Origin of the sequence: Collinsella sp. TF07-1 (assembly GCF_003437235.1) — a bacterium.
In the GTDB taxonomy this organism is placed as follows: domain Bacteria; phylum Actinomycetota; class Coriobacteriia; order Coriobacteriales; family Coriobacteriaceae; genus Collinsella.
In genome coordinates this window covers 54,992-74,861 of record NZ_QSRV01000003.1, presented here as the reverse complement: position 1 = coordinate 74,861, position 19,870 = coordinate 54,992, and the positions used below count along the sequence as shown (strand labels likewise).

Here is a 19,870-nt window from a genome sequence, read left to right as displayed (position 1 = left end):
GGGGCGCTCCAGCTCGTGCGCGCCAGCGTCCACGCGCTCAACGACAATGCGACCAACCTCTCCGTGCAGCTCGAGCGCATCGTTGAAGGCGTACGCTCGGACAGCGGCCCACAGATTGAGCTTGAAGTTTTGGCCGAGCATGCGCCCGCCAACGTCGCCAGCTGCTTTGCGGCGGTGCTGCGCGAGGCGCTTTCCAACGCCATGCGCCACGCCCATGCCAAAACCATTACCGTGCGGTGCATGGAGCATCCGTCGTTTTACCAGCTCATCGTTACCGATGATGGCGCAGACGCGACCCCGGCGAGCAGCAGCAACGTCGCAGAAGGCATGGGGCTCGTCTCCATGCGCGAGCGCGTCGAGGCGCTTGGCGGCACTTTCACCGCCGGCCCGCGTGCCGGCGCCGGCGGCTGGCGTGTGTTTGCCACCGTCCCCAAACAGCAAGGAGATGACGCCCGATGAGGCTCATAGTTGTCGACGACGACCGCTTGGTAGTCGATTCGCTCAAGATTATCCTGGGCGCCCAGCCGCAGATCGAAGTGGTGGGCACCGGAGCCGACGGCAACGACGCGGTGGCACTCTACGCCGAGCACGCGCCCGATATCGCGCTGCTCGACATTCAGATGCCGGGGCGCGACGGGCTTTCGGCGGCGCGCGAAATCCTTGAGCACGACCCCGCGGCACGCGTGGTGTTTCTGACGACATTCTCGGATGACGAGTACATTGTATCGGCGCTCAAGCTGGGCGCCCGCGGTTACCTGATCAAGACCGATGTCGCCGCCATTCCGCCAGCGTTGGCGCAGGTCATGGATGGCAAACGCGTGCTCGAGGGCAAGGCGATCGAAGATGTTGACTTTGACGGGATGGGCGACAAGACGGGCACGCCCCGCCGGCCCGCAGCCTTTGCCAGCCTGACCGACCGCGAGTTCGAAGTCGCCGAGCTCATCGCCCGCGGCCTCGATAACAAGGAGATCGCTGCCACCGCCTATATGGGCGAAGGCACCGTGCGCAACCACATTAGCTCGATCCTAGCCAAAATGGGCCTGCGCAACCGCACGCAGATCGCCATCGCCTACCTGCGAGGGTAATTACCCAACAACCGACCACCCCGGCAAAGTAAAATGGCTGCCACCGATTTAATGCCATTTCAAAACTATGCCGGTTTACTACGATGAATCGACCACCTTCGACCACGGCAAATTGCGCGCTTCCAAAACCGCAGGTAGAACGCTTGCAATATTTAGAAAAATGCAGTCATGGTCGGGAATGCCGAATTCATCGTAGTAAACCGACATAGTTTTATTCGCGACGGCCCTGCACGAGTGCCTCCGCAAACCTCACGAGACCAAAATGATCCGTTTTCTTCCGCCCACGGAGATCGGCTGACGGCGCCCACCACGAAATCGGCCCATCTACTACGTTTGACCCGATACCCCTGACCATAGCCGCGTTTCATGAAAAACCGCAGGCGTTCTACCTGCGGTTTTCATTTCGCATTGCTTGCCGTGGTCGAGGGCTGCCGCCTAAACATAGTAGATGGGCCCATTTCGTGGCAGACGGATCACGCGGCAGCCTTCGCAAGGCAAAAATGATCCGCTTTCCTCCGTCCATGGGAGATCAAGAGCTGTCACGGATATGGTGCCATTTCAAAACTATGCCGGATTACGGAGCTAAAGTCGGGGCCCTCATCCATACCTTCATTTTTTGAAAAACGGCAGGCTATCTACCTGCGGTTTTGTTTTTGCGATTTTCTATATGGTCGGAGGTTCGCCATCCAGCCCCGTAATCCGGCATGGTTTTGTTAGCGGCGGCCCAGCCGCGCGTTCAAGCGCGGGGCCGGCGGGGCAATTTTGCCCCGCCGGCCCGTCTACGCGTTATTCCGGCTTAGTTTCTACCGTGGGAGTCTTGTCCGCCGCAACCGGAGTACGGGCGGTGTCCATAGTCAGGCAGTGCTTGGGGCAGCTCTCGATGCACTCGCCGCACACCACGCAGGCGTACGGATCAATCGACCACGTTCCGCCCTTGCGATCGACCGCAAGCGCACCCGCCGGGCAGCGGCGAGCACACATGCCGCAGCAAATGCACACGTCCATGTCGTTGACGATGTGCCCGCGCAAGCGCTCGGGCGCCGTCAGCCCCTCCTGCGGATAGCACACCGTGACCGGCTGCTTGACCATAGAGCCCAAGGCCGTCTTGGCAAATGTCAGCAAACTCATGCCGCGCCTACCTTTCCGTGCAGCTAATGCAGGGGTCGATGGTCAGGATGATCATGGGCACGTTGGCAAGGAGCACGCCCTGCAGCGCATGCGTCAGACCCGCCAGGTTCTGCGACGTCGGCGTGCGCACGCGGAAGCGGTCCAGGTTCTTGGTGCCGTTGCCGCGCACATAGTAGTACGCCTCGCCGCGCGGCTGCTCAATCACAACCTCGCCGCGCGCGCCGTCGGCCGGCGTAAGCTTGGTGCGCCCACCGATACCGTCGTGCGGAATCTTGCCCGCAAGCTCCTTAATGATGTCCATGGCCTGCGTGACCTCGGCACAACGCACTTGGCAGCGGGCATAGCAGTCGCCATCGGTAGCGACGATCGGCTCAAACGCGGCCAGATCTGCATAGGCGCCGTCGCCGAACATGCGCACGTCGTAGTCCACGCCCGAGGCGCGGCCGAACGGGCCGACCATCGACAGATCCAGCGCGTCCTTCTTGCTGATCGCGCCCACGCCATGCAGGCGCTCGCCGCAGCTGTCGTCGTCCAAAAACGTATGCACCAGGGCCTCGTAGTCGGGACGCATGGCATCGAGCGTCTGGACAATGCCCGCTAGCTCGGAGTCCTCAATGTCGTGCTTAAGGCCGCCGATCTCGTTAATCGAAAGGATCACGCGGCCACCGCAAGTGCTCTCGAAGATCTTGAGAATCTGCTCGCGCAGCGTCCACGAACGATAGAACAGCGCCTCGAAGCCAAAGGCATCGGCGAGCAGGCCCAGCCACAGCAGGTGCGAGTGAATGCGCGAAAGCTCGTGCAAAATGGTGCGGATATACTGCACGCGGCCGGGCACCTCGATGCCGAGCATGCGCTCGCAGGCGCTGGCATAGCCGCAGCTGTGGCCCACGGCGCAGATACCGCAAATGCGCTCGGCGATGTAGCCAAACTGATGCATGTCGCGCTTTTCGGTGAGCTTCTCGAGCCCGCGGTGCACAAAGCCGATCTGCGGAATTGCCTCGATGACGCGGTCGTCCTCGATCACCAGGTCCAGATGAAGCGGCTCGGGCAGCACCGGGTGCTGCGGGCCAAACGGAATAACGGAGCGATGTGCCATGGACCTTACGCCTCCTTTTTCTGCTTGTCACGGGCGGCCTTGGCGGCAAGCGCCGCGCGAACCTTGGCCGCTTTCTCGGGATCCATGGCGGCGAGCTTTGCCTCCAGCTCGGCAGCCTTAAGTGCGGCCTTGGCAGCAGCTTCATCGTGCTGAGCATCGGAGCCGGTAGCCGCAGCGGACTGGGCGACGGCAGTGCCCGCAGCATCGCCGGCACCCGCAGCGCCCTCCCCCGCAGCAGCAGCGGCAGCGGCCTTCTCGGCTGCGGCCTTGCGCGCCTTGGCCTCGGCGGCGGCACGGACCTTCATGGCCTTCTCGCGCGCGGCCTTCACCTCGGGCGTGATGACGCTCATGGGTTCGGCAGTCGAAACCTGGTAGAAAAAACCCTTAAAGTCGATCTGCATGTCGGTGATGGCAAGACCAAACAGGTCGTGGGCCTCATTTTCAAACGGGAACACCGCGGGGTAATACGAGCTGATGGACGGAATCTCCTGGTACTGGTCGATGCCCTCGACCACCAGGTTCTCGATCGCATAGCTGCCGTCCTGCGCAATATGCTCCTGAGCAGCACGGACGTTGATAAACGTATAGACCAAGCGATACGAGCCGTCGTCGACGTTGCGCTCGGCATGCATTTGCACAAAGCGCGCGCCGACGCCCTTGAGCGCCTGGACATGCGGCAGGAGCTTGTCGATCCCGACGGTGATATAGATAGCCTTTTGCATTACTCGACCTCCTTTGCAGCGGCGGGCGTCTCAGCAGGTGCGTCGCCAGCGGCGGGCGCAGCAGGCTTCCCGGCAGGCGCGTCACCGGCACCGTCAGTCCCGGCCCCCGCAGCCACAAACCCGTCCTCGCCCAGCTCAACGCCACCATCCCAAGTAGCAGCGCCGCCCACGGTGAGCGGATCGCCGCCGGCGCGCATCACGGCCTCCTTCTGGTCCAAGATGCCGCACGCCTCCACAATGGCATCGATCACGGTCTCGGGGCGAATGGCGCACCCGGGCGCGTACACGTCCACGGGAATCGCGCGGCCCACGCCGCCGATCACGTTATAGGCATCGCGGAACACGCCGCCCGAACACGCGCAGATGCCGCACGCCACCACGCACTTGGGCTCGAGCATCTGGTTGTAGATCTGGCGCACGACGGGCAGGTTCTGGGCATTGACCGACCCCGTCACCAAAAAGATATCCGCATGCTTGGGGTTGCCGGTGTTGACCACGCCAAAGCGCTCCGCATCGAACAGCGGCGTGAGCGAGGCCAGCACCTCGATATCGCATCCGTTGCAGCTCGAGCCGTCGTAATGAATAACCCACGGCGAGCGCGACATTTTATGATCCATGGATGCCGCCTCCTAAATAAACACGTCGACGAGGATGGGCATAAGGTTGAGCAGGCCAAACACCAGCGCCACGCCCCAGCCGAGCTTAAAGCAGCTGCGCCAGGTGCTGCGCGCGAAGGTGTTGTCGATCAGCACCTCGACAAAGTACGTCGCGGCCATCACGACCAGGGCGACCACCCAGCTCACCGGGTTGTCCCAGACAAAGAACATGCCCACCCACATCAAAAACAGCACGGTCTCGCACCAGTGCATAAGGGTCATCTTGGCCAGCGTGCCGCCGCTCATCTCGGTGGCGACACCCTGGACAATCTCCTGATGCGCGTGATGCGAGTACGAAAGGTCAAACGGCGACTTGCGCAGCTTGATGGTAAGCACCGCGAGCAGCGCGAGGAAAATGGGCGCGCTGTACACGATGATGGGGGCCGACTGCCCCGTCACGGCGATGGAATCAAAGCTATCGGTGGCAAGATACAGGCCCACGCTCATCAACAGAACGGCGGGCTCGTAACTCATAACCTGCAGCAACTCACGATCGGCGCCAACCTGGGCAAACGGGCTTTGCGTCGAGGCGGACGCCAACACCACAAAAATCGCGGCGAGTGTCACCATAAAAGCGCACAGCAGCGTGTTGGAGCCCGACACAAAGATGCCGCCGCCCACCACGGTAAAGATGAGCGCGCACGCCATGTAGGTATCGTCCATGGTGTTTACGCTGGCGGGGGCCTTGCGCAGCAGCTTGGCAACGTCGTAGAAGGGCTGCAGCAAGCGCGGGCCCACGCGGCCCTGCATGCGAGCCGAAAGCTTACGGTCAAGACCGTCAATCAGGCCGCCCACAAGCGGCGCCAGCAAGGCAAACGCCACGGTGCCAATAAATATGCCCACGACGCCCGAGCCTTCGAAATACTTTCCGCGCAGCACCGAGGGCGCACTCATGGCAAGCCGCTCGGGCCCAATCCACGCGCAGCACAGCAGCGCAAACAAGATAATGCTGCAGCACACGACGCTACCCGCGGGGCCAATACGCTTCTCGCCAAGGGCGTCCTCCGAGTACCAATTGCGCTTTTCGGCCTTTACCTCGTGTCCCATCGAGCCGCGGAAATGACGGTAGTTCTCGGTTCCAACGCCCGAAAGGTACACGTTGACGTGCGGCTTATTGCTCACGCGGAACGACGTCAGCAGCACCACGGCGATAAACGCCACGATAACCACCATCAGATACATGGCATCCTTGCCAATAACGTACGGCACGCGGCCAAACACCATGGCCAAGTAAGGCGACACCAGACCGCTCGAGATAACCGGGAACGCCACGCAGCACAGAATCAGCAGCGCGGCGATGGTATTGAGGGCCATCCATTCGGTCTTATGGACATTGACCTCAACGTTTTGAGCCGTGGGGTCGACGCCCGAAAGCTTGGCAAGCCACTTGCCCCAGAAGAAGAACGTCGCGGCCGAGCCAAAGGCAAGCACCATGATCATGAGCACGTTGCCGGTCTGGGCAAACGCCACCAGGGCGCCCCACTTGGACACGAGCATGCCAAACGGAGCCACGAACATGCCCATAATGCCCAGCATCATCAGGCGCGTCAGGTGCGGCATGCGGCTGAACATGCCGTCCATGTCCTCGATATTGCGGCTGCCGATATGATGCTCGGCCGTGCCCACGCACAGGAACAGCAGCGACTTTGCCACCGTATGGAACAGGATCAGGAAGATCGCGGCCCACACGGCCTCGGGCGCGCCGACGCCTAGGCAGGCGCTGATAAGGCCCAAGTTGGAAATGGTGGAGTACGCGAGCACGCGTTTGGCGTTGCTCTGCGAGATGGCCATGAGGGCAGCGAGCAAAAACGTGATGGCACCCACACTCGTGACCATAAAGCCAGTCACGGGATAGATGGCATAGAGCGGGCTGAGCTTGACCATCAGGAACACGCCGGCTTTGACCATGGTTGACGAGTGCAGCAGGGCGCTCGTGGGCGTGGGGGCAACCATGGCACCCAATAGCCAAGTGTGGAACGGCATCTGCGCGGCCTTGGTGAGTGCGGCGAGCGACAGCAGAACGACCGGCATCACCAGCAGCGCGGATTGCGCGGTTCCGGCGCCGGAAAGCTCGATCATGCCCGAGATGGTCAGCGGCATGCCGTTAACGTGCAGGTACATGAGCCCGGCCAAAAACGCGATGCCGCCCAGCATGTTGAGGATGATCTGGGTGAAAGCGTTTTTTATGGCCTCGGGCGTGCGCGTGTAGCCAATCATGAGGAACGAGCACACGGTGGTGATTTCCCAGCCACAGAACAGCCACTCAAGGTTGTCGCTTGTCACGATGACGAACATGGCCGAGAGGAACAGGAACATAAGCGCCAGGAACTGCGGGCGTCGGTCAGGCGCCGTCTGCCCGCGCAGCGCTGCCTCGTGCTCGTCGTGGGCCTGGAAGTCCTTCATGTAGCCCAGGGCGTACACGCAGATAAGGCTGCCGACAATGCCGACGGCAAGCACCATGATCACGCTCATGTAGTCAAGGTAGAGTGGCGTTGCCGTGACGGCTTCGGTCGCGGGCAGCGTCATAGCTGCAAAGGTGAGCGAGCCCACCAGCTGCACCACGCCGAGCACCGTGGTGAGCGTGCTCTTATATTTACGCGCGTTGTACAGGATGACGGCGCACAGGATCACGTCGATGACGGAGCTGATGATCGAGAGCACATGCGAGGTGCCGGGGGCAACCTCGAAGCTCTGCGGGCCCGTGCCAAAAAACATGACGGCGACTACAACCGTCACCGCCATAATAATGCCGGAGCCTATGAGCCCCGCCGCATCGCGGGCGCGGTCACCGCGCGCGAGCAGCATGCCCAGCGCCGGTACCAGCGGAAACAGGGTAAGGAAATACAGTAGCGTCATACCATCACTCCCCCATGCAAAAACGCTGCAATTGTTTAACGTTATAGCTCAGTTGAGGAGTAGCGGCGGCGGGTTTTCGGTCAACTGGGGAGTTTTAGGCGTACGGGGTAACGAGTCTGTCCGCTTTGGAGCAGAGAGGCGACGCTCCCCCTATCGCGGCGGCGGGCGCACGGGCCACTGCGCGCGGTTTATTAACCACTTTGGAGGATGTTCCAGTAGGCTCACGACGGTCCAAAAAGTTGGCGCGGCAAGAAAAATGCGCCCCTGTGGGCGCACCATCCCGTTCGCTATTCCGCCTTTTTAACGCGCGGCTTGCGACCGCGCGGCTTATCAACCAGCGCGGACTCACCGCTCTCGCGATACTGGCGGCACCAAGCCTTGACCGAAGACTCGCTGGGAATCTTGTGCTTGATCATGGCCTCGCGAACCGTTAAGCCGTTTTCCAAGCGGTCCTTGACCACGGCGAGCTTAACTTCGTACGAATAGGTGTGATGATGCGAACCGGCGTTGAGAACGGCGTCGGCACCGCCTACGGCATACGCGCGGGCCCACTGACGAGCCGTGGCCTGGGGAATGCCAAGCTCCGCGGCGAGGGCGCGATGACCGACCCCCTCTTGGAGGATCTCGACGGCGCGCTGCCTAACCTCGGGCGCATGCGTGCGAGTCCTAGTTGCTTCCGACATACCTGCCACTTCTTAGCCTTAACCGTTAATCTGCTTTCTTACGTGCAAGTTAGATAGTAGCATTTTACTGTTTGCTCAAAGCAGTTAATTAAAATAGACGCGGCGTTATCTGGGCATTTGCCATTTATTTGCGACAGTTCTTTACATTTAATTTACGCAGCTAGTTAGCTCGCAGCTCATTGAGCGTGTTTTACCAACCAGATTGGTATCTTTTTGTTTCGCTTGGTATGGTCTTCATAATTATTAACCCCTCTAGCCTCTGGGCTAGCATGTCAGTCTTCCGCGTACTTTCCAGCTTTCCACTTAACATTCCAGCTTTCCACTTAACTTTCCAGCTTTCTACCCAGCTTTCCACCTTAAGTGTTAAGTTAAGTGGGAAGTTGGAAAGCCTGGTGGAGGGGTCGGGAGAGCTAAAACACCTTTCTCCAACGGCGGCTGGACAGTTAGTTCAGATACGTATTTTTCTATGCTGATAAAGCTGCGCTATGGTCCCCGGAGAGGGTTCTTTGGCGACTCATTGCACGCAAATCGAGCCCAGATAGCTACCGAATCCTAGTTTTGAGCCCCTTTCTTCCCCAAAACGAGCGCCGGATGCGCCTGCTGCGGTCTGGAATTATACGTATCTGAACTAACTGTCCAGCGGAGTCCAAGACTGGGATCGCGCAGACTAGAAAGGGGGCGGCAACCGGGTGGTTGCCGCCCCCTTTGCGAAGCCAGTTGGCTTCGGAACTAGTGGTCGATGCCGTTGAGGTTCACCCTCGTGAGCGTGTAGGTCACATAGTCGGGCGATTGAGGCTTTGCGCTCGCCACGTCACCCTTGACCAAGCTCGCTGTCATCACCAGACGATAGTTCGCGTAGAACTGCTCACGCTGTTCAACCTGCGTGTTGACCTTAACGGTAAAGGGCAGGCTAAACGTCGTATTACCGTTCTTCGTTTTGAACTTGCCGTTCTCCTTCGAGTCAGTGAAGGTGATCGTGCTACCGGAGGGAGCGACCGCGGCAAGCTTACTCTCCGTCACTGTTACGTAGTTGGAGATATCATCCGTTACGCTCTCATACGTGCCGTCGGTTCCGCGGCGCTGAAGCGCGAGCGTGTACACAACAGAGTCTGCGTTCGCAATTGCCTCGGCGGCGTTGCTGAGTCCACCCAGTTCATACGTGGCACCCAGACCAATCGTGCCATTCGCGATCGGACGCAGGTCGTCCACGTTAATACCAAGCTGCGACTTATCTGGCGCAGAAAGCGTAATGGTCGTATCACCCGTGTCCATGCGATAGTACCCGACGTTACCGCGCTTCGTCTGCGTCAGGCTCGAGGTATTAAGGCCTTCCTTACGCGTCGAAAGCTTGGCGGTATAGGACATCTTGGTACAGGCGTCCTCGCCAGACTGCTTGGACAGGGAGATGACCTTGTTGCAGCCGTCCGGCGTAAGGCGAATCTCTTCCACAGCCGTGCGCACGGTAAAGGATCCGCCCGTTGCACGCTTGCGGATTCTGGCGAGGTCACAATCGAGCTTGAGCTTCAGCGAGTCATCGCCCGTATCCGTCACGGTCTGCGTGAACGCAGGCGTCGAAGAATCACACTTCGCCCAATCTTCGCCATCCCACTTATAGTTCTGATTGTCGATGGCAACATAGAATTTAGCGATCGCCGAGGTTCCGCTCGGGAAACTACTCACCCCCGTCAGGGTATTGTTGGCGCCATACTTGCACAGTGACGTATCGAGCTGATAGAACAAAGAGTCCGAGTCAGCATAGCTCTGACTTGGGTTAAACGTAATCGTGTCGGTAACGTCAAGAGAAAGAACGTAGGCGGCGCCGTCCGTCGACTTCGAAACCGGAGTGCGCGCCTCCGGCTTCCCGTCGTTAACTTCCTGCCCGTAATTGGACAAGATGCTGTATGTCGATGCCGTACCGTTTTGATTATCGTCGCCACCGGTGCGCAAGACGTGATGCAGATTCCAAGATATGCGGCCACCCGAAGAATTCGAGTCAATAGACGAAGCCGTAAAACCGTTGATACTAGCTTGCGTCACGCCGTCGCCCGACTTGGGCACGTTGACAACTAGGTAGACGCTCTCCGATGCACGCTTCTCTCTGCCGGTATCCTTCTCCTTAGGTACCTTTAGCGTATAGCGGCTGTTGCTGGGAACGTCAGCACCCGCAACCTTAAACAGCGTCCACTTGCCATCGAGTTTCGCTTTAGCGGTCGCCTCTGCCTCGTTATCACACACGGTCCATGTGCCGGCGCCATCCTGTGTGGCCGACACATCCAAAATCTCGCTCAGCCATCGCTCCTGATATGGATTGCCCGCAGAATCCTTAAAGCCGTCGTTTCCGCTCAGGGAAACGCTCGTTGCTCCGCCTTCGCCCACCGTATAGTGATACTCTCTGCCACCGGCCCGGCCGTCAACGTTCGCATCGATGAGCGTAAGCTGGGTGCCCTGGGGCAACCTTCCGTCGGCACCATTGAAGAGGATGCTCTTACCGAGCCCCTTCATCGAGCCGCCAGCAGCCATATAGCTGTCCCAGCCAAAGTCGACTTCCTTCCCATTGGCAGAATTGTATGTCCAGGTAAGCAGACCCGTCATCGGCTCGCCAAAGCTCGTAAGCACGTGTGCATCTTTTCCAAGGTTAGCGTAGTCTTTTTCTTTAAATTTGATGCCGTAATCATACGTTGCAGCGAAATCAATCTCGAGCTTGCGCTTAACGACGATCGGCACCTGAACGTTGTAGCTCTGACCCGCCTCGGTAAAGGTAACGGTCAGGAGCGTAAAGCGGCCCTTGCCGTTGTCCCAATCGGAGCTTGGGCTAAACGACATATTGTTCTTGCCGTTGTTCACTACACGAAGCGTGGGATTGTTCGACGCGTCATCGTCCTTAACGAACACACCATCCTTGAGTTGGAAAACATCTGCTTTGGCCGTCACGTGCGGATTGGTGCCATTCTCGTTATTCAATCTGCAAGCGTCAGAGAAGCCGCCGTTCGTGATGATGTTTAGATAGCTCTTGGCCGTCGTATTATCGGTACCCGAGATCACCAAAACGGGAAAATCCGTTGCAACCTTGCTGTCGCTTGCATCGTTATTCGCATTGAACATGCTCGCCACGGATTTGGCGTTATAGCTCGACGTATTTTGATAGGCGCCATCGTCATTGATGCCGCCGATGTTGGTGTAGGTATAACGGTTGGCAACGCCGGGGCTCGACGGATTCTGGATGGCCGTGGCAAGGCCAACGTTCATGCCGTCGCCGAACAGATAACGGCCGGCCGTGTCAGCATCGGAGGCGCGCACAACAAGGCCACTCGTCGGACTCGTCGTGACGTAGGGCGAAACGGCCACCGTCACATTGCCGTTCGCAGCATCGTTGCCATACAGTGTCGCGCCCTTGGCATCGGAAAGCTTGTCTTCATAGGCAGCAAATGCGATGTATGACTTTTTGTTCACTTTTTTAAGGTCGTCGGTGCCGGAAGAATTGCGCATCAGCTTGAGCGATTCACTCGCACTGTTTGGTCTAATGGCAATTCCTGCGACAAAAACGTTGACGAGATCAGCGGATGAACTATTTCCGAACAAATAGCCCTGGCTAGTTTGCGCCCCAAAGATATTGCGATCCATGAGCACATTTACGAGCCTAAATGAGCCACGGCCATCGCCAGACACGCCACCAGAACAACTTCCCAGCGATGAGTTCCATGCAGCGTTCTTGCTACCGGTAAAGTTATTCTCGCCAATGGTCGAGTTCAAAAGCGTGACAGAGTTCGCCGTGTTACCGATCGAGCCAACAACACCACCAGAATACGAACCATCGACGACCAGTCCAGTGATAGTTGAATTCTTGACCTCGAGGGCACACCCACCTTTCAGATCACCGATTAAACCGGCAGAGCACTCACGAGCACCAAGATAGATGTCTTTTATTACACAGCTATCGAACTTAAATGCACCGCCCGAAGCTGCTTCGCCGACTGCACCAGCAACGTACTTAAGATTATTCGATCCTCTAACACCAAATACCGTTTTATTCTGCACGTCGCCATGGATGCACAGATTGTAGACAGACACGATTCCATTTTCGGACCTTCCGATAAGGCCGCCGGTCCCCTCGGTCGCGCTCGATGCTGCCGGCTGAAGCGTGACATTGCTGATCTCCGCCTTTCCGGCACCCTGCGAAGGCGTTCCAGCGTCATCGGTGTTCACCAGGAAACCACCTCCGGCAAGACCCACGATACCGCCGGTCCTTGCGCTGGCAGCAGTTGACATAATTGTGGAACTCTCGGCAATAGGCATATTCGTTTTTGCCCAAACGCCACCAGCGGAATTTTGGTTCAGCTTGCCGACGAAGCCGCCGACGTTTTGCACGCCAGAAATGTCCATGTTGCTATAAGAGCAATCGTAAAGCTTGACCGGAGAATAGCGCGTGTTCGAATTTGAGGTGTCGTTACGATTCACCAGCAAAGTTGTATCTTTATCAGTCCTGCGGCTACCATAGCCGGATGCGCCGAGCAATCCGCCAACGTTATTGGGGCCATTCACCCTGCAGCTATTCGTGGTAATTCCTGCATATTTGCCGTAATCTGCCAGCGAGCTCGCGTTCGCCGTAGTACCCGCAAGCAGACCGACGCCAACCTGCTCATTACCCGCACCACTGGAGGCGCCGGCTGCATTGATATACGTAAGAGAAATATTGCAGTCATCGAACTTTAGGTTCTGGACGGTATAGCCGCCGTTGCCCGTAGCAGCAGCGCCGTCCGTTGCCGGAGTGCCGATGCTATCCAACACGTTGGTCGAGGTATACGTTACGGTACCAAAGAGAGCGCCCACTCCGGTGAGTTTGTAATTATCATCGGCGTACTCCGTGACCCCATATACCTTGCTGGCCTCTTTGCTACCGACCTTAATTGTTGCACCGTTACCGTTGATGCACGCAACAAGCGGCACGATGCGATCGCGGTCGGCGCCCTTACCGGATGCGCATGCGTTTGAGTAGTAGCGGCCCGAAAGACCCGTGTAACCCGTGCCATAAGTAGTCATGTCGTAGGTTTCACCCGCTTTGAACTGCAAATCCATTCCCGAGACCTGCGCGGCGCAGATGTTACCCGTCTGCCACGTTGCGTATTTCTTTACTAGGTAGGGGGAGTTAACGCCCGAGCCATCGCCTGCGTAGCCAAGCGCGTTACCCTCTAACTGGATACCGGGGCTTTTCATGTCATCGCTTATCGCATTAGCAAAGTCTTCAGCGGCACTCGCCGGCCTTCCAACATGTGTATAGCGCGCGTTGCGAACTTTGCCGTATTGCTTGTTGCCGAATTGGTACACTCCCTTTGCGTTGTTGCCGCCCATGTAGGCACGCGAGCCCGCATACGTTCCATACGCATCGTTCGTGGTATTCGTATTCGCCGAACCGCCGGCCGCACCGCTGCTGATGATGGCCGAGAGTACGAGCAGTCCCTGCGAGTCATTGACGGTTGTGGTTATCGCAGAGCTATTGGCGTCGTCTCCCCTATAGCGGCCCTGCGTCGCATCCGTCTTGATGCACCCCGTCTTCGAAGTATCCAGATTGTTCACCTTGTAGTTACGATCAGTGTTGTCGAGACTCTTATCATCGGTAAGCTCGCTGAACGCATAGCCGTCGATCACGCGGCCAACATATGGGTTGTCGTAGAGAGAAGCGCCAGCGCTATGCCAGTCGTTAAGGGCACCGTCGCCGCGGGAAGAGTTGCGGAAGATGACGCCGCCACCCGCAACAGCACCAACGTAGCCGCCAACGGGCACAAGGTGCGCGCCGCCATTATCGCCTGCTGCCCCAGCAACGCTAAAGCCGCCAGACGCTTTCACCGACACGCCATCGATGATATTGTCACCGCCCATGATGCAACCGATCACGCCGCCAAAAAACGCGCCCGGCACGCCAGAGGCGTCTTTATTCTTATGTGCAATAGAGGCCGCCTTGCCCGAGTATTCAATGTTCAGATTACTCACAACGCTACCGTAGCTATACGGGATCAACCCAGAAAGCGCACCTGTGTCCTTGGAGTTGTGGATCTTGATAGTCGCCTGCGTAGCTGCCTGCGACGAGCCCCTCAGATTACCAACGATAACGCCACGGAACGGGTAATCTTTATTACCCAAGCCCTGAAAAACGGCAGCGTCCAGCTCAAGCGTGTCAGTGCTTTCCCCCTTGTCGTTCTCCGGCTCGATGCTGTAGTAGGCACTCTGGAGATAGCTGTGCATCGTCGTATCGTCAAGCGTGTCATTGGGGTCGATGTCGTTCCCGATCATTCTCACCCATGTTTTGCTCGCCTGCTTGTAGACGTACGTCACTTCATTACTAGCATCCTTGCTGGACGAGCGGCGCTGGCATAGCGTTTCCTGATCGGCCGCAATCGTAACTTCCCAGCCGTCGCTTGGATTCTGAGTATTGATGTACTCAGCAACCGTGTTGAGCTCCGTTGCCTTGGTTATGGTATAGGGATCACCATAGGTGCCGCAGCCTGTCGTAAGCTTGGGCACGCGCTGGTTAACTTTGATTTCATGGTATTGGACTTTGTTTTCGTTGACATTGCCCTTTTTCACATACGGGAGATAACCACCGAATTGCGGAGTATCCGCATTTGCCTCTTTGTTGTCAACGGTGACGAGGCCAGCGCGGGTCCCATAGGTGCTCTCGTTGTAGTACCAGAGTTGCTTACCAGAGTATTCGCCCTTCGAGTCGATCTCGCTGCCGAATGTGACCTTATCGTTTGTCTGGTCATCCTTTATAAAGGTATACACCGCCGAGCCGGTCTTCCCCTCGCCGTAGCCAAAGCTCTCAAGCAAGCTTGCACGGGTAAAGATGGCGTTGTTCGTAGCACTCGGCACGTTGATGGTACCAAACGTCGCCGTAACCTGGTCGGCACTCGAACCCACGCCCAGTCTTCCAAAAAGTGAGGTTGCCACCTTGGTGTTGCGGCCGTATCCCGTAGCCGTGATGTTCTTCGCGCTCAGGTTCACGTACGTCTGCATCTCGTTTATAAGCAGAGGCATATAAGCATCAGCGCCCGTGGCCTCACTAGCGCCATCGACGGTCAAATTGTTGAGCGTAAGGCCATCAATCGAGATTTTTCTAATAGTGGTGGTCGTGCCATTGTTAGACCCATACACGTAGCGACACACCAGCGCGCCCGAAGAGCTTCCACCCGCGGCGGCAATATCATTCTTGCTTCTCCCGTCGTTGACAACGGGCCCAACAGTGCCACCCAAAGTGACGGCATTCACCGTAAGATCGCCATTTGCCACCGTTCGGAAAAGACCGCAGTGCATGTTCTCGTGCTGGGTAGCAGCAGAGTTCAGCTTGTTGCTTTTCTGCTCGGCCTTGATGTCGGAGTAATGGAAGGTGATGGTCGCATTACCAACCGTCACCTTTCCGTTCGGCTGGGTGGGATAGTAACTATAGCCCGTCAAATCAATTTCGACGCTTCTGCCGCTTTCGCCGCCGATGGCCACGGCGTCGTTGAACGCTTGCGGCACAATCATCGAGCGAATTGCGGCTGGAGCATAGCGATAAGCAGACCATAAGAGCAGCTTTTCCGCCGTATCGATTTTGCTAATTTTGGAGCTGCCTTGCCCAAGTGCCGCATAGGCTTTGTCGAGGTTGTAGTAATACCTCGTCCAGGCATTCGTGTTGTGGTTCTTGCCGAAATCGGAACGGTTGCGATAGCTGTTGTCGTTTCCCGGCTCTCCGCTCATGTCGAGCTTGCCGTCATTAACGCCGTCTTTGGTATGAAGCGAAACGACGACATTCCATTCGCCGTCCATGAGTTTGCTGGCGTCTTTATTTCCATAGGCAGGCCTCGTGCTGTTGCCGACCCATTCATCAAACGAAGTAGCATTGTCGTTGCTTTTGATTGCCGTGTTGTTGATTTTCACGCCATTGCCCGCAGCAACACCATTGACCTTATATGCAGTGTCCCAACCCGCCTTGTTCTCCAGATACAAGCCGCTATAAGTTTCCACTCCATATGTTGTGGAATTCTCCGTCCTACCGCCTCGACCGATGAGCAGACCAAGCGTTGTAGCGCTCTCGGCATTGATGGTTGCACCAGAAAGATCGATGGCATAGTTGTTGATAACCCAGTGACCGCTGGCTGCATATACGAGCCCGCCGAGTTCACCTGAGCTGTTTGCTGTTATGGAAGCGTTGTTCGTCTTGAGAGCATACGTGCTGTCGCTGGTGTTTGCGCCATCCCCGATGGTGACAACCGTATTGCCCCAGCTGTAGCCCAAAAGACCGCCAGCGCCGTTCTTCGCGTCACCGTTCTTGCCAACGGTCATGCTGAACGAATTGAACGTAAGTCCTGTGATGTTGACGTTGGTCGTATTCGCCGCGGTGCCCTGAGTGATGCAGCCGATAAGGCCGCCAATCTGGGATTTCTTATTGCTCGCGCTGTCGCCCGCGGTAATCGCATTTTCGCTCGCGGTCGCGTCACCGACCTCGAGACTCGTCACGTTGACGATAGCGACAACGTCCGCCACATAACCGATAGCGCCGCCAATGCGCGTGTTGCCGTTGAGGGTAGCGCCCGTTTTGACGGTCGCTTGCGCCTTCGTGCTGCCACTTATGTTGCTGCTGCCGAAAGTAACGGTTCCACCACCCCTCACGCTACCAGCAATGCCGCCAATGTTGACATCGTTGCCGAACGTATCATCGCAGGTGATTTTCGGCTTGCACGTAACGCCGCTGAGCGTTGTCTTGCCAGTGATAGTTGCCGCAAGCGAGCCAGCGTCGACGCCTAAGCCGTTATCGAACTTCATAACGCCATCGACGGTGAGGTTATTCACCGTCGCGCCACCGCCGATAGCGGCAAAGAGGCCCAGACGGCTGTGCCGGTAAATCTTGCCGTTGCCTTCAGTCGAATCGTTTGCGCCAAGCGCATTGCCGTTGCGCGTACCGTAAGGTTCGCCAATCGCCAAGGTAACGGTATGATGGTTGCCCTCGACAGCCCCTACGAAGGCATTAACTTGCCCGGACCCATCACATGCAAGACCTTCAAGGCCTGTACCTCGCAGGTCAATGTCGGAAGTAATTGAGATAGCATTCCCACTATTACCATACCAGCTCGTAATATTAGCCGTGCCGATGCCGAATACACCGCCAAAGTAGCCGTTCGTTTGGACCGTCATGGCAATGCATGCGAATGTATCCGCATCATTAATGAGGTATGTACCCGACTTCCCGTCACCATTTTGGGACCGTAGCTGATAACCCCAAGAGTAGCCAGCACTGCTGCCAGCATCTGGAGCACCACTCAGATTGCACAACGGCTGATAAAAGGTGCTTTCATCAAGTTTAATAAGATCCTTGCTGAGCTTGCCCTCCTCTCCGGTCAGGCGGATAACCTGGTTATAGGTCAGGTCATCGATCCTCGCCGCAGCAGGACGTTTGTAAAGCCAATAATTATCGTTCGTTGCCTCAGCATCCGAGCCTGAACCTAGAGCAAACACCAATGGGGCGCATCCATCCAAGGATCTAAGAATTTGGCTGGTATTACCGTTGGCCTCGAGCTTGCAATCGGATAAATCGGTAGTCCCACGCAAGCGCAAGACGCCGTTCCATGCCGAACCCACAATTCCGGCACCACATGCGATTGATTCGTTTTTATCAGTTTCAACGCGAACGTCCCCGCAGTCCAGAATTCCAAAACGCGAACGCCCGCCCACGCTATAGCCGCTATCCAAGGCGCCAACAACACCGCCAAACCCGCAGTTCTTTCCATTGGCTTTTGGAGAATGGCACGTGACGTCCGCGCCGTCAACGATTACAACGCCTCCAGTATTGTTGCTCTTTGCCACCCAGCCGACCAGGCCTCCTGCCAGTCGCGGCGCGACGCTGCATGTAGTATCAACCGAACAGCGGTTGCCCGCGGCACCCGTCTTTATATGAAGGGTGTTGTTCGACTTCTCTGTGTTGGTCACATCCTGAACTCTACCGACCAGACCGCCATAGATGGAGCTGGAGCCCGTCACCAGTTTGCTAGTATACGAGCCACCTGATATTGCGACATCGCCGTTCGTTGTGTCCAGGAGACCGAACACGCCGCCCGCGCCCGTGTCCCCACTTTGGCCAAGATTCACGCCCTCGCCCGTATCGATTTGGTCGTTGTTGGCAAACTCGACCGGGCCGGCAAAACTAACGTCGCCGATGAAGCCGCCGGAACTTTTGCTGTTCGCATCGCCGACGTTGGCGGGACAGGTGAACTTCTTGTTGTCCGCGCCCAGCGCGAGCCTGGTCGCCTTACCGATGAAGCCGCCACTGGCGGTGGTGCCCTTGACGGTGAGCATGTGCAGGTCGAGAGCCTCCGTGACGTTGACTGTGGCGCCTGTGTTCGAACCGACGAGACCTGCGACACCACCGGCGGAACCGCTTGCAGACTGAACGGTAGCAGCGGGAACATTAAGGGTGCCGACGTTCAAAGTCGCGCCATCCTCGACCGTGCCTACGAGCAGACCGGCATTACCGGAGCTCGTCTCGACGACACCGCCCGCGGCAAGGCTAGCGGGAAACTTAACAGACCCCACCGTAAAGGTTCCGCTCTTGACTGTATTCGCTAAAAGACCGATGTTTCCCGCTGCATTTACGTTGAGCTTCTCGAGAGAACCGGCAGGGCCATAGGTGACCTCTGTAGTAAGGTCACCCATCGCCTCACCCAAAAGGGGCGCCGTCAGAGCGGAAGTCGTATCCGTCCCGCCGGTACCTACGGGATCTGCGATGTTGACCACAGCGTTGAGCGTCTTGCCCCCACCGCTGACCTTCGTAGCGACCATCGGCGCGCTATAGGTAGTTGCGCCTATCCACTTTATCTTGACCGTATTGTTTTGGTCAGTCAGTTTGAAGTTATTGAAAACCGTCCGGTTAGACGTAAGCTCAACAGGGCTATCAACGCCATTCAACGACCTATAGATTTTGCCTTCAAACGGATGCTCATCACTGCCAAGGCCCTGGAAAGACATGCCGTTCTTAGCCGACTCGGTGAGCTTCGCATCGCCCGTGATGATAACCTTGATCTGCGCATCATAGTAAAGCGAAGCGTCGGCGTTAGACAGGACGGCGAACGCCTCCGACGACTTGACATCAAGGCTTCGGATTCCGCTCCTGTCGTCTTTGCGTACGATGTTTTCCGCGCCGTTCGCCTCGAGCAGCTCGACAAGCTCATCGAGATTTGTAATCGTCGCACCCGCCTGGTCCTCAGCGTCCTCCGAAGTCGCATCATCGGCATCTTGCTCGGCGTCGTCAGCGGCGGCATCGTCAGCGGCATCGTCGCCTTCCGTCTGGTCGCCCGTGGAATCGGAACCCGTAGCGTTATCGGTGGTATCGCCTGCTGCAGCGTCATCCTTCGCCGCGTCATCCCCAGCACTGTCGCTTTCGGCGCCGGTATCACTCGACCCAGACCCGGTCGTGACATCGCTCTTGGTCTCGCCGCTCTCGGCTGCGTCCGATGCCTCCGCAGCCGCGGTGGCAATCTCGCTCGAGATGTTCTGCCAGCCTGCCGCCACGGCGGCGACCGTGGGCGAACATGCCTGGAGCACCATGACCACCGTCATGAACTCTGCGAGTATGCGCTTTGCCGTTCTCATCGATTCCGTACCTCTTATCCTAAAAACT

The 19,870-nt window shown here is 57.6% G+C and carries 9 protein-coding genes; 2 read left to right on the top strand and 7 right to left on the bottom strand.

All coding sequences use genetic code 11. The features are described from left to right. Together DXC67_RS02090 and DXC67_RS02085 are read left to right on the top strand one after the other, a co-directional pair. The coding region (locus tag DXC67_RS02090) for a sensor histidine kinase (protein WP_369831355.1) at positions 1-459 on the top strand (459 nt) is incomplete at its 5' end. Then, positions 456-1,085, top strand: a complete 630-nt coding sequence (locus tag DXC67_RS02085) for a response regulator transcription factor (RefSeq protein ID WP_117637167.1) — start codon at positions 456-458, stop codon at positions 1,083-1,085. The genes DXC67_RS02090 and DXC67_RS02085, both read left to right, overlap by 4 nt. Positions 1,086-1,871: 786 nt before the next feature. Here the strand turns inward: DXC67_RS02085 and DXC67_RS02080 are convergent. The 7 genes from DXC67_RS02080 to DXC67_RS02050 form a co-directional block, all read right to left on the bottom strand. Beyond that, positions 1,872-2,213, bottom strand: coding sequence for a 4Fe-4S dicluster domain-containing protein (locus tag DXC67_RS02080; protein WP_117637166.1), 342 nt, complete (start codon positions 2,211-2,213; stop codon positions 1,872-1,874). Between the two features lie 7 nt (positions 2,214-2,220). Then, positions 2,221-3,309 (bottom strand): nickel-dependent hydrogenase large subunit, encoded by a 1,089-nt coding sequence (locus DXC67_RS02075; protein ID WP_117637165.1) that lies wholly within the window; start codon positions 3,307-3,309, stop codon positions 2,221-2,223. Between the two features lie 5 nt (positions 3,310-3,314). Next, on the bottom strand, positions 3,315-4,031 hold the full coding sequence (locus DXC67_RS02070) for an NADH-quinone oxidoreductase subunit C (RefSeq protein ID WP_117637164.1): 717 nt from the start codon (positions 4,029-4,031) through the stop codon (positions 3,315-3,317). After that, positions 4,031-4,648, bottom strand: coding sequence for an NADH-quinone oxidoreductase subunit B family protein (locus tag DXC67_RS02065; RefSeq protein ID WP_117637163.1), 618 nt, complete (start codon positions 4,646-4,648; stop codon positions 4,031-4,033). The genes DXC67_RS02070 and DXC67_RS02065 overlap by 1 nt, the downstream gene beginning before the upstream one ends. A 12-nt stretch (positions 4,649-4,660) precedes the next feature. Beyond that, complete coding sequence (locus tag DXC67_RS02060; RefSeq protein WP_117637162.1) at positions 4,661-7,543, bottom strand: proton-conducting transporter membrane subunit; 2,883 nt, start codon at positions 7,541-7,543, stop codon at positions 4,661-4,663. Positions 7,544-7,830: 287 nt separating this feature from the next. Continuing rightward, complete coding sequence (locus tag DXC67_RS02055; RefSeq protein WP_089573462.1) at positions 7,831-8,226, bottom strand: helix-turn-helix domain-containing protein; 396 nt, start codon at positions 8,224-8,226, stop codon at positions 7,831-7,833. Between the two features lie 729 nt (positions 8,227-8,955). Further along, the gene (locus DXC67_RS02050) at positions 8,956-19,842 is read right to left on the bottom strand and encodes a hypothetical protein (protein ID WP_117637161.1); all 10,887 of its coding nucleotides are present in this window, start codon (positions 19,840-19,842) and stop codon (positions 8,956-8,958) included. Positions 19,843-19,870: the final 28 nt, after the last annotated feature.

Excerpts from the sequence above, each read along its gene's own strand:
- DXC67_RS02055 (WP_089573462.1), bottom strand. The coding sequence starts at position 8,226 with ATGTCGGAAGCAACTAGGACTCGCACGCATGCGCCCGAGGTTAGGCAG.
- DXC67_RS02070 (WP_117637164.1), bottom strand. The coding sequence starts at position 4,031 with ATGCAAAAGGCTATCTATATCACCGTCGGGATCGACAAGCTCCTGCCG.
- DXC67_RS02075 (WP_117637165.1), bottom strand. The coding sequence starts at position 3,309 with ATGGCACATCGCTCCGTTATTCCGTTTGGCCCGCAGCACCCGGTGCTG.
- DXC67_RS02050 (WP_117637161.1), bottom strand. The coding sequence starts at position 19,842 with ATGAGAACGGCAAAGCGCATACTCGCAGAGTTCATGACGGTGGTCATG.
- DXC67_RS02065 (WP_117637163.1), bottom strand. The coding sequence starts at position 4,648 with ATGGATCATAAAATGTCGCGCTCGCCGTGGGTTATTCATTACGACGGC.
- DXC67_RS02080 (WP_117637166.1), bottom strand. The coding sequence starts at position 2,213 with ATGAGTTTGCTGACATTTGCCAAGACGGCCTTGGGCTCTATGGTCAAG.
- DXC67_RS02060 (WP_117637162.1), bottom strand. The coding sequence starts at position 7,543 with ATGACGCTACTGTATTTCCTTACCCTGTTTCCGCTGGTACCGGCGCTG.
- DXC67_RS02085 (WP_117637167.1), top strand. The coding sequence starts at position 456 with ATGAGGCTCATAGTTGTCGACGACGACCGCTTGGTAGTCGATTCGCTC.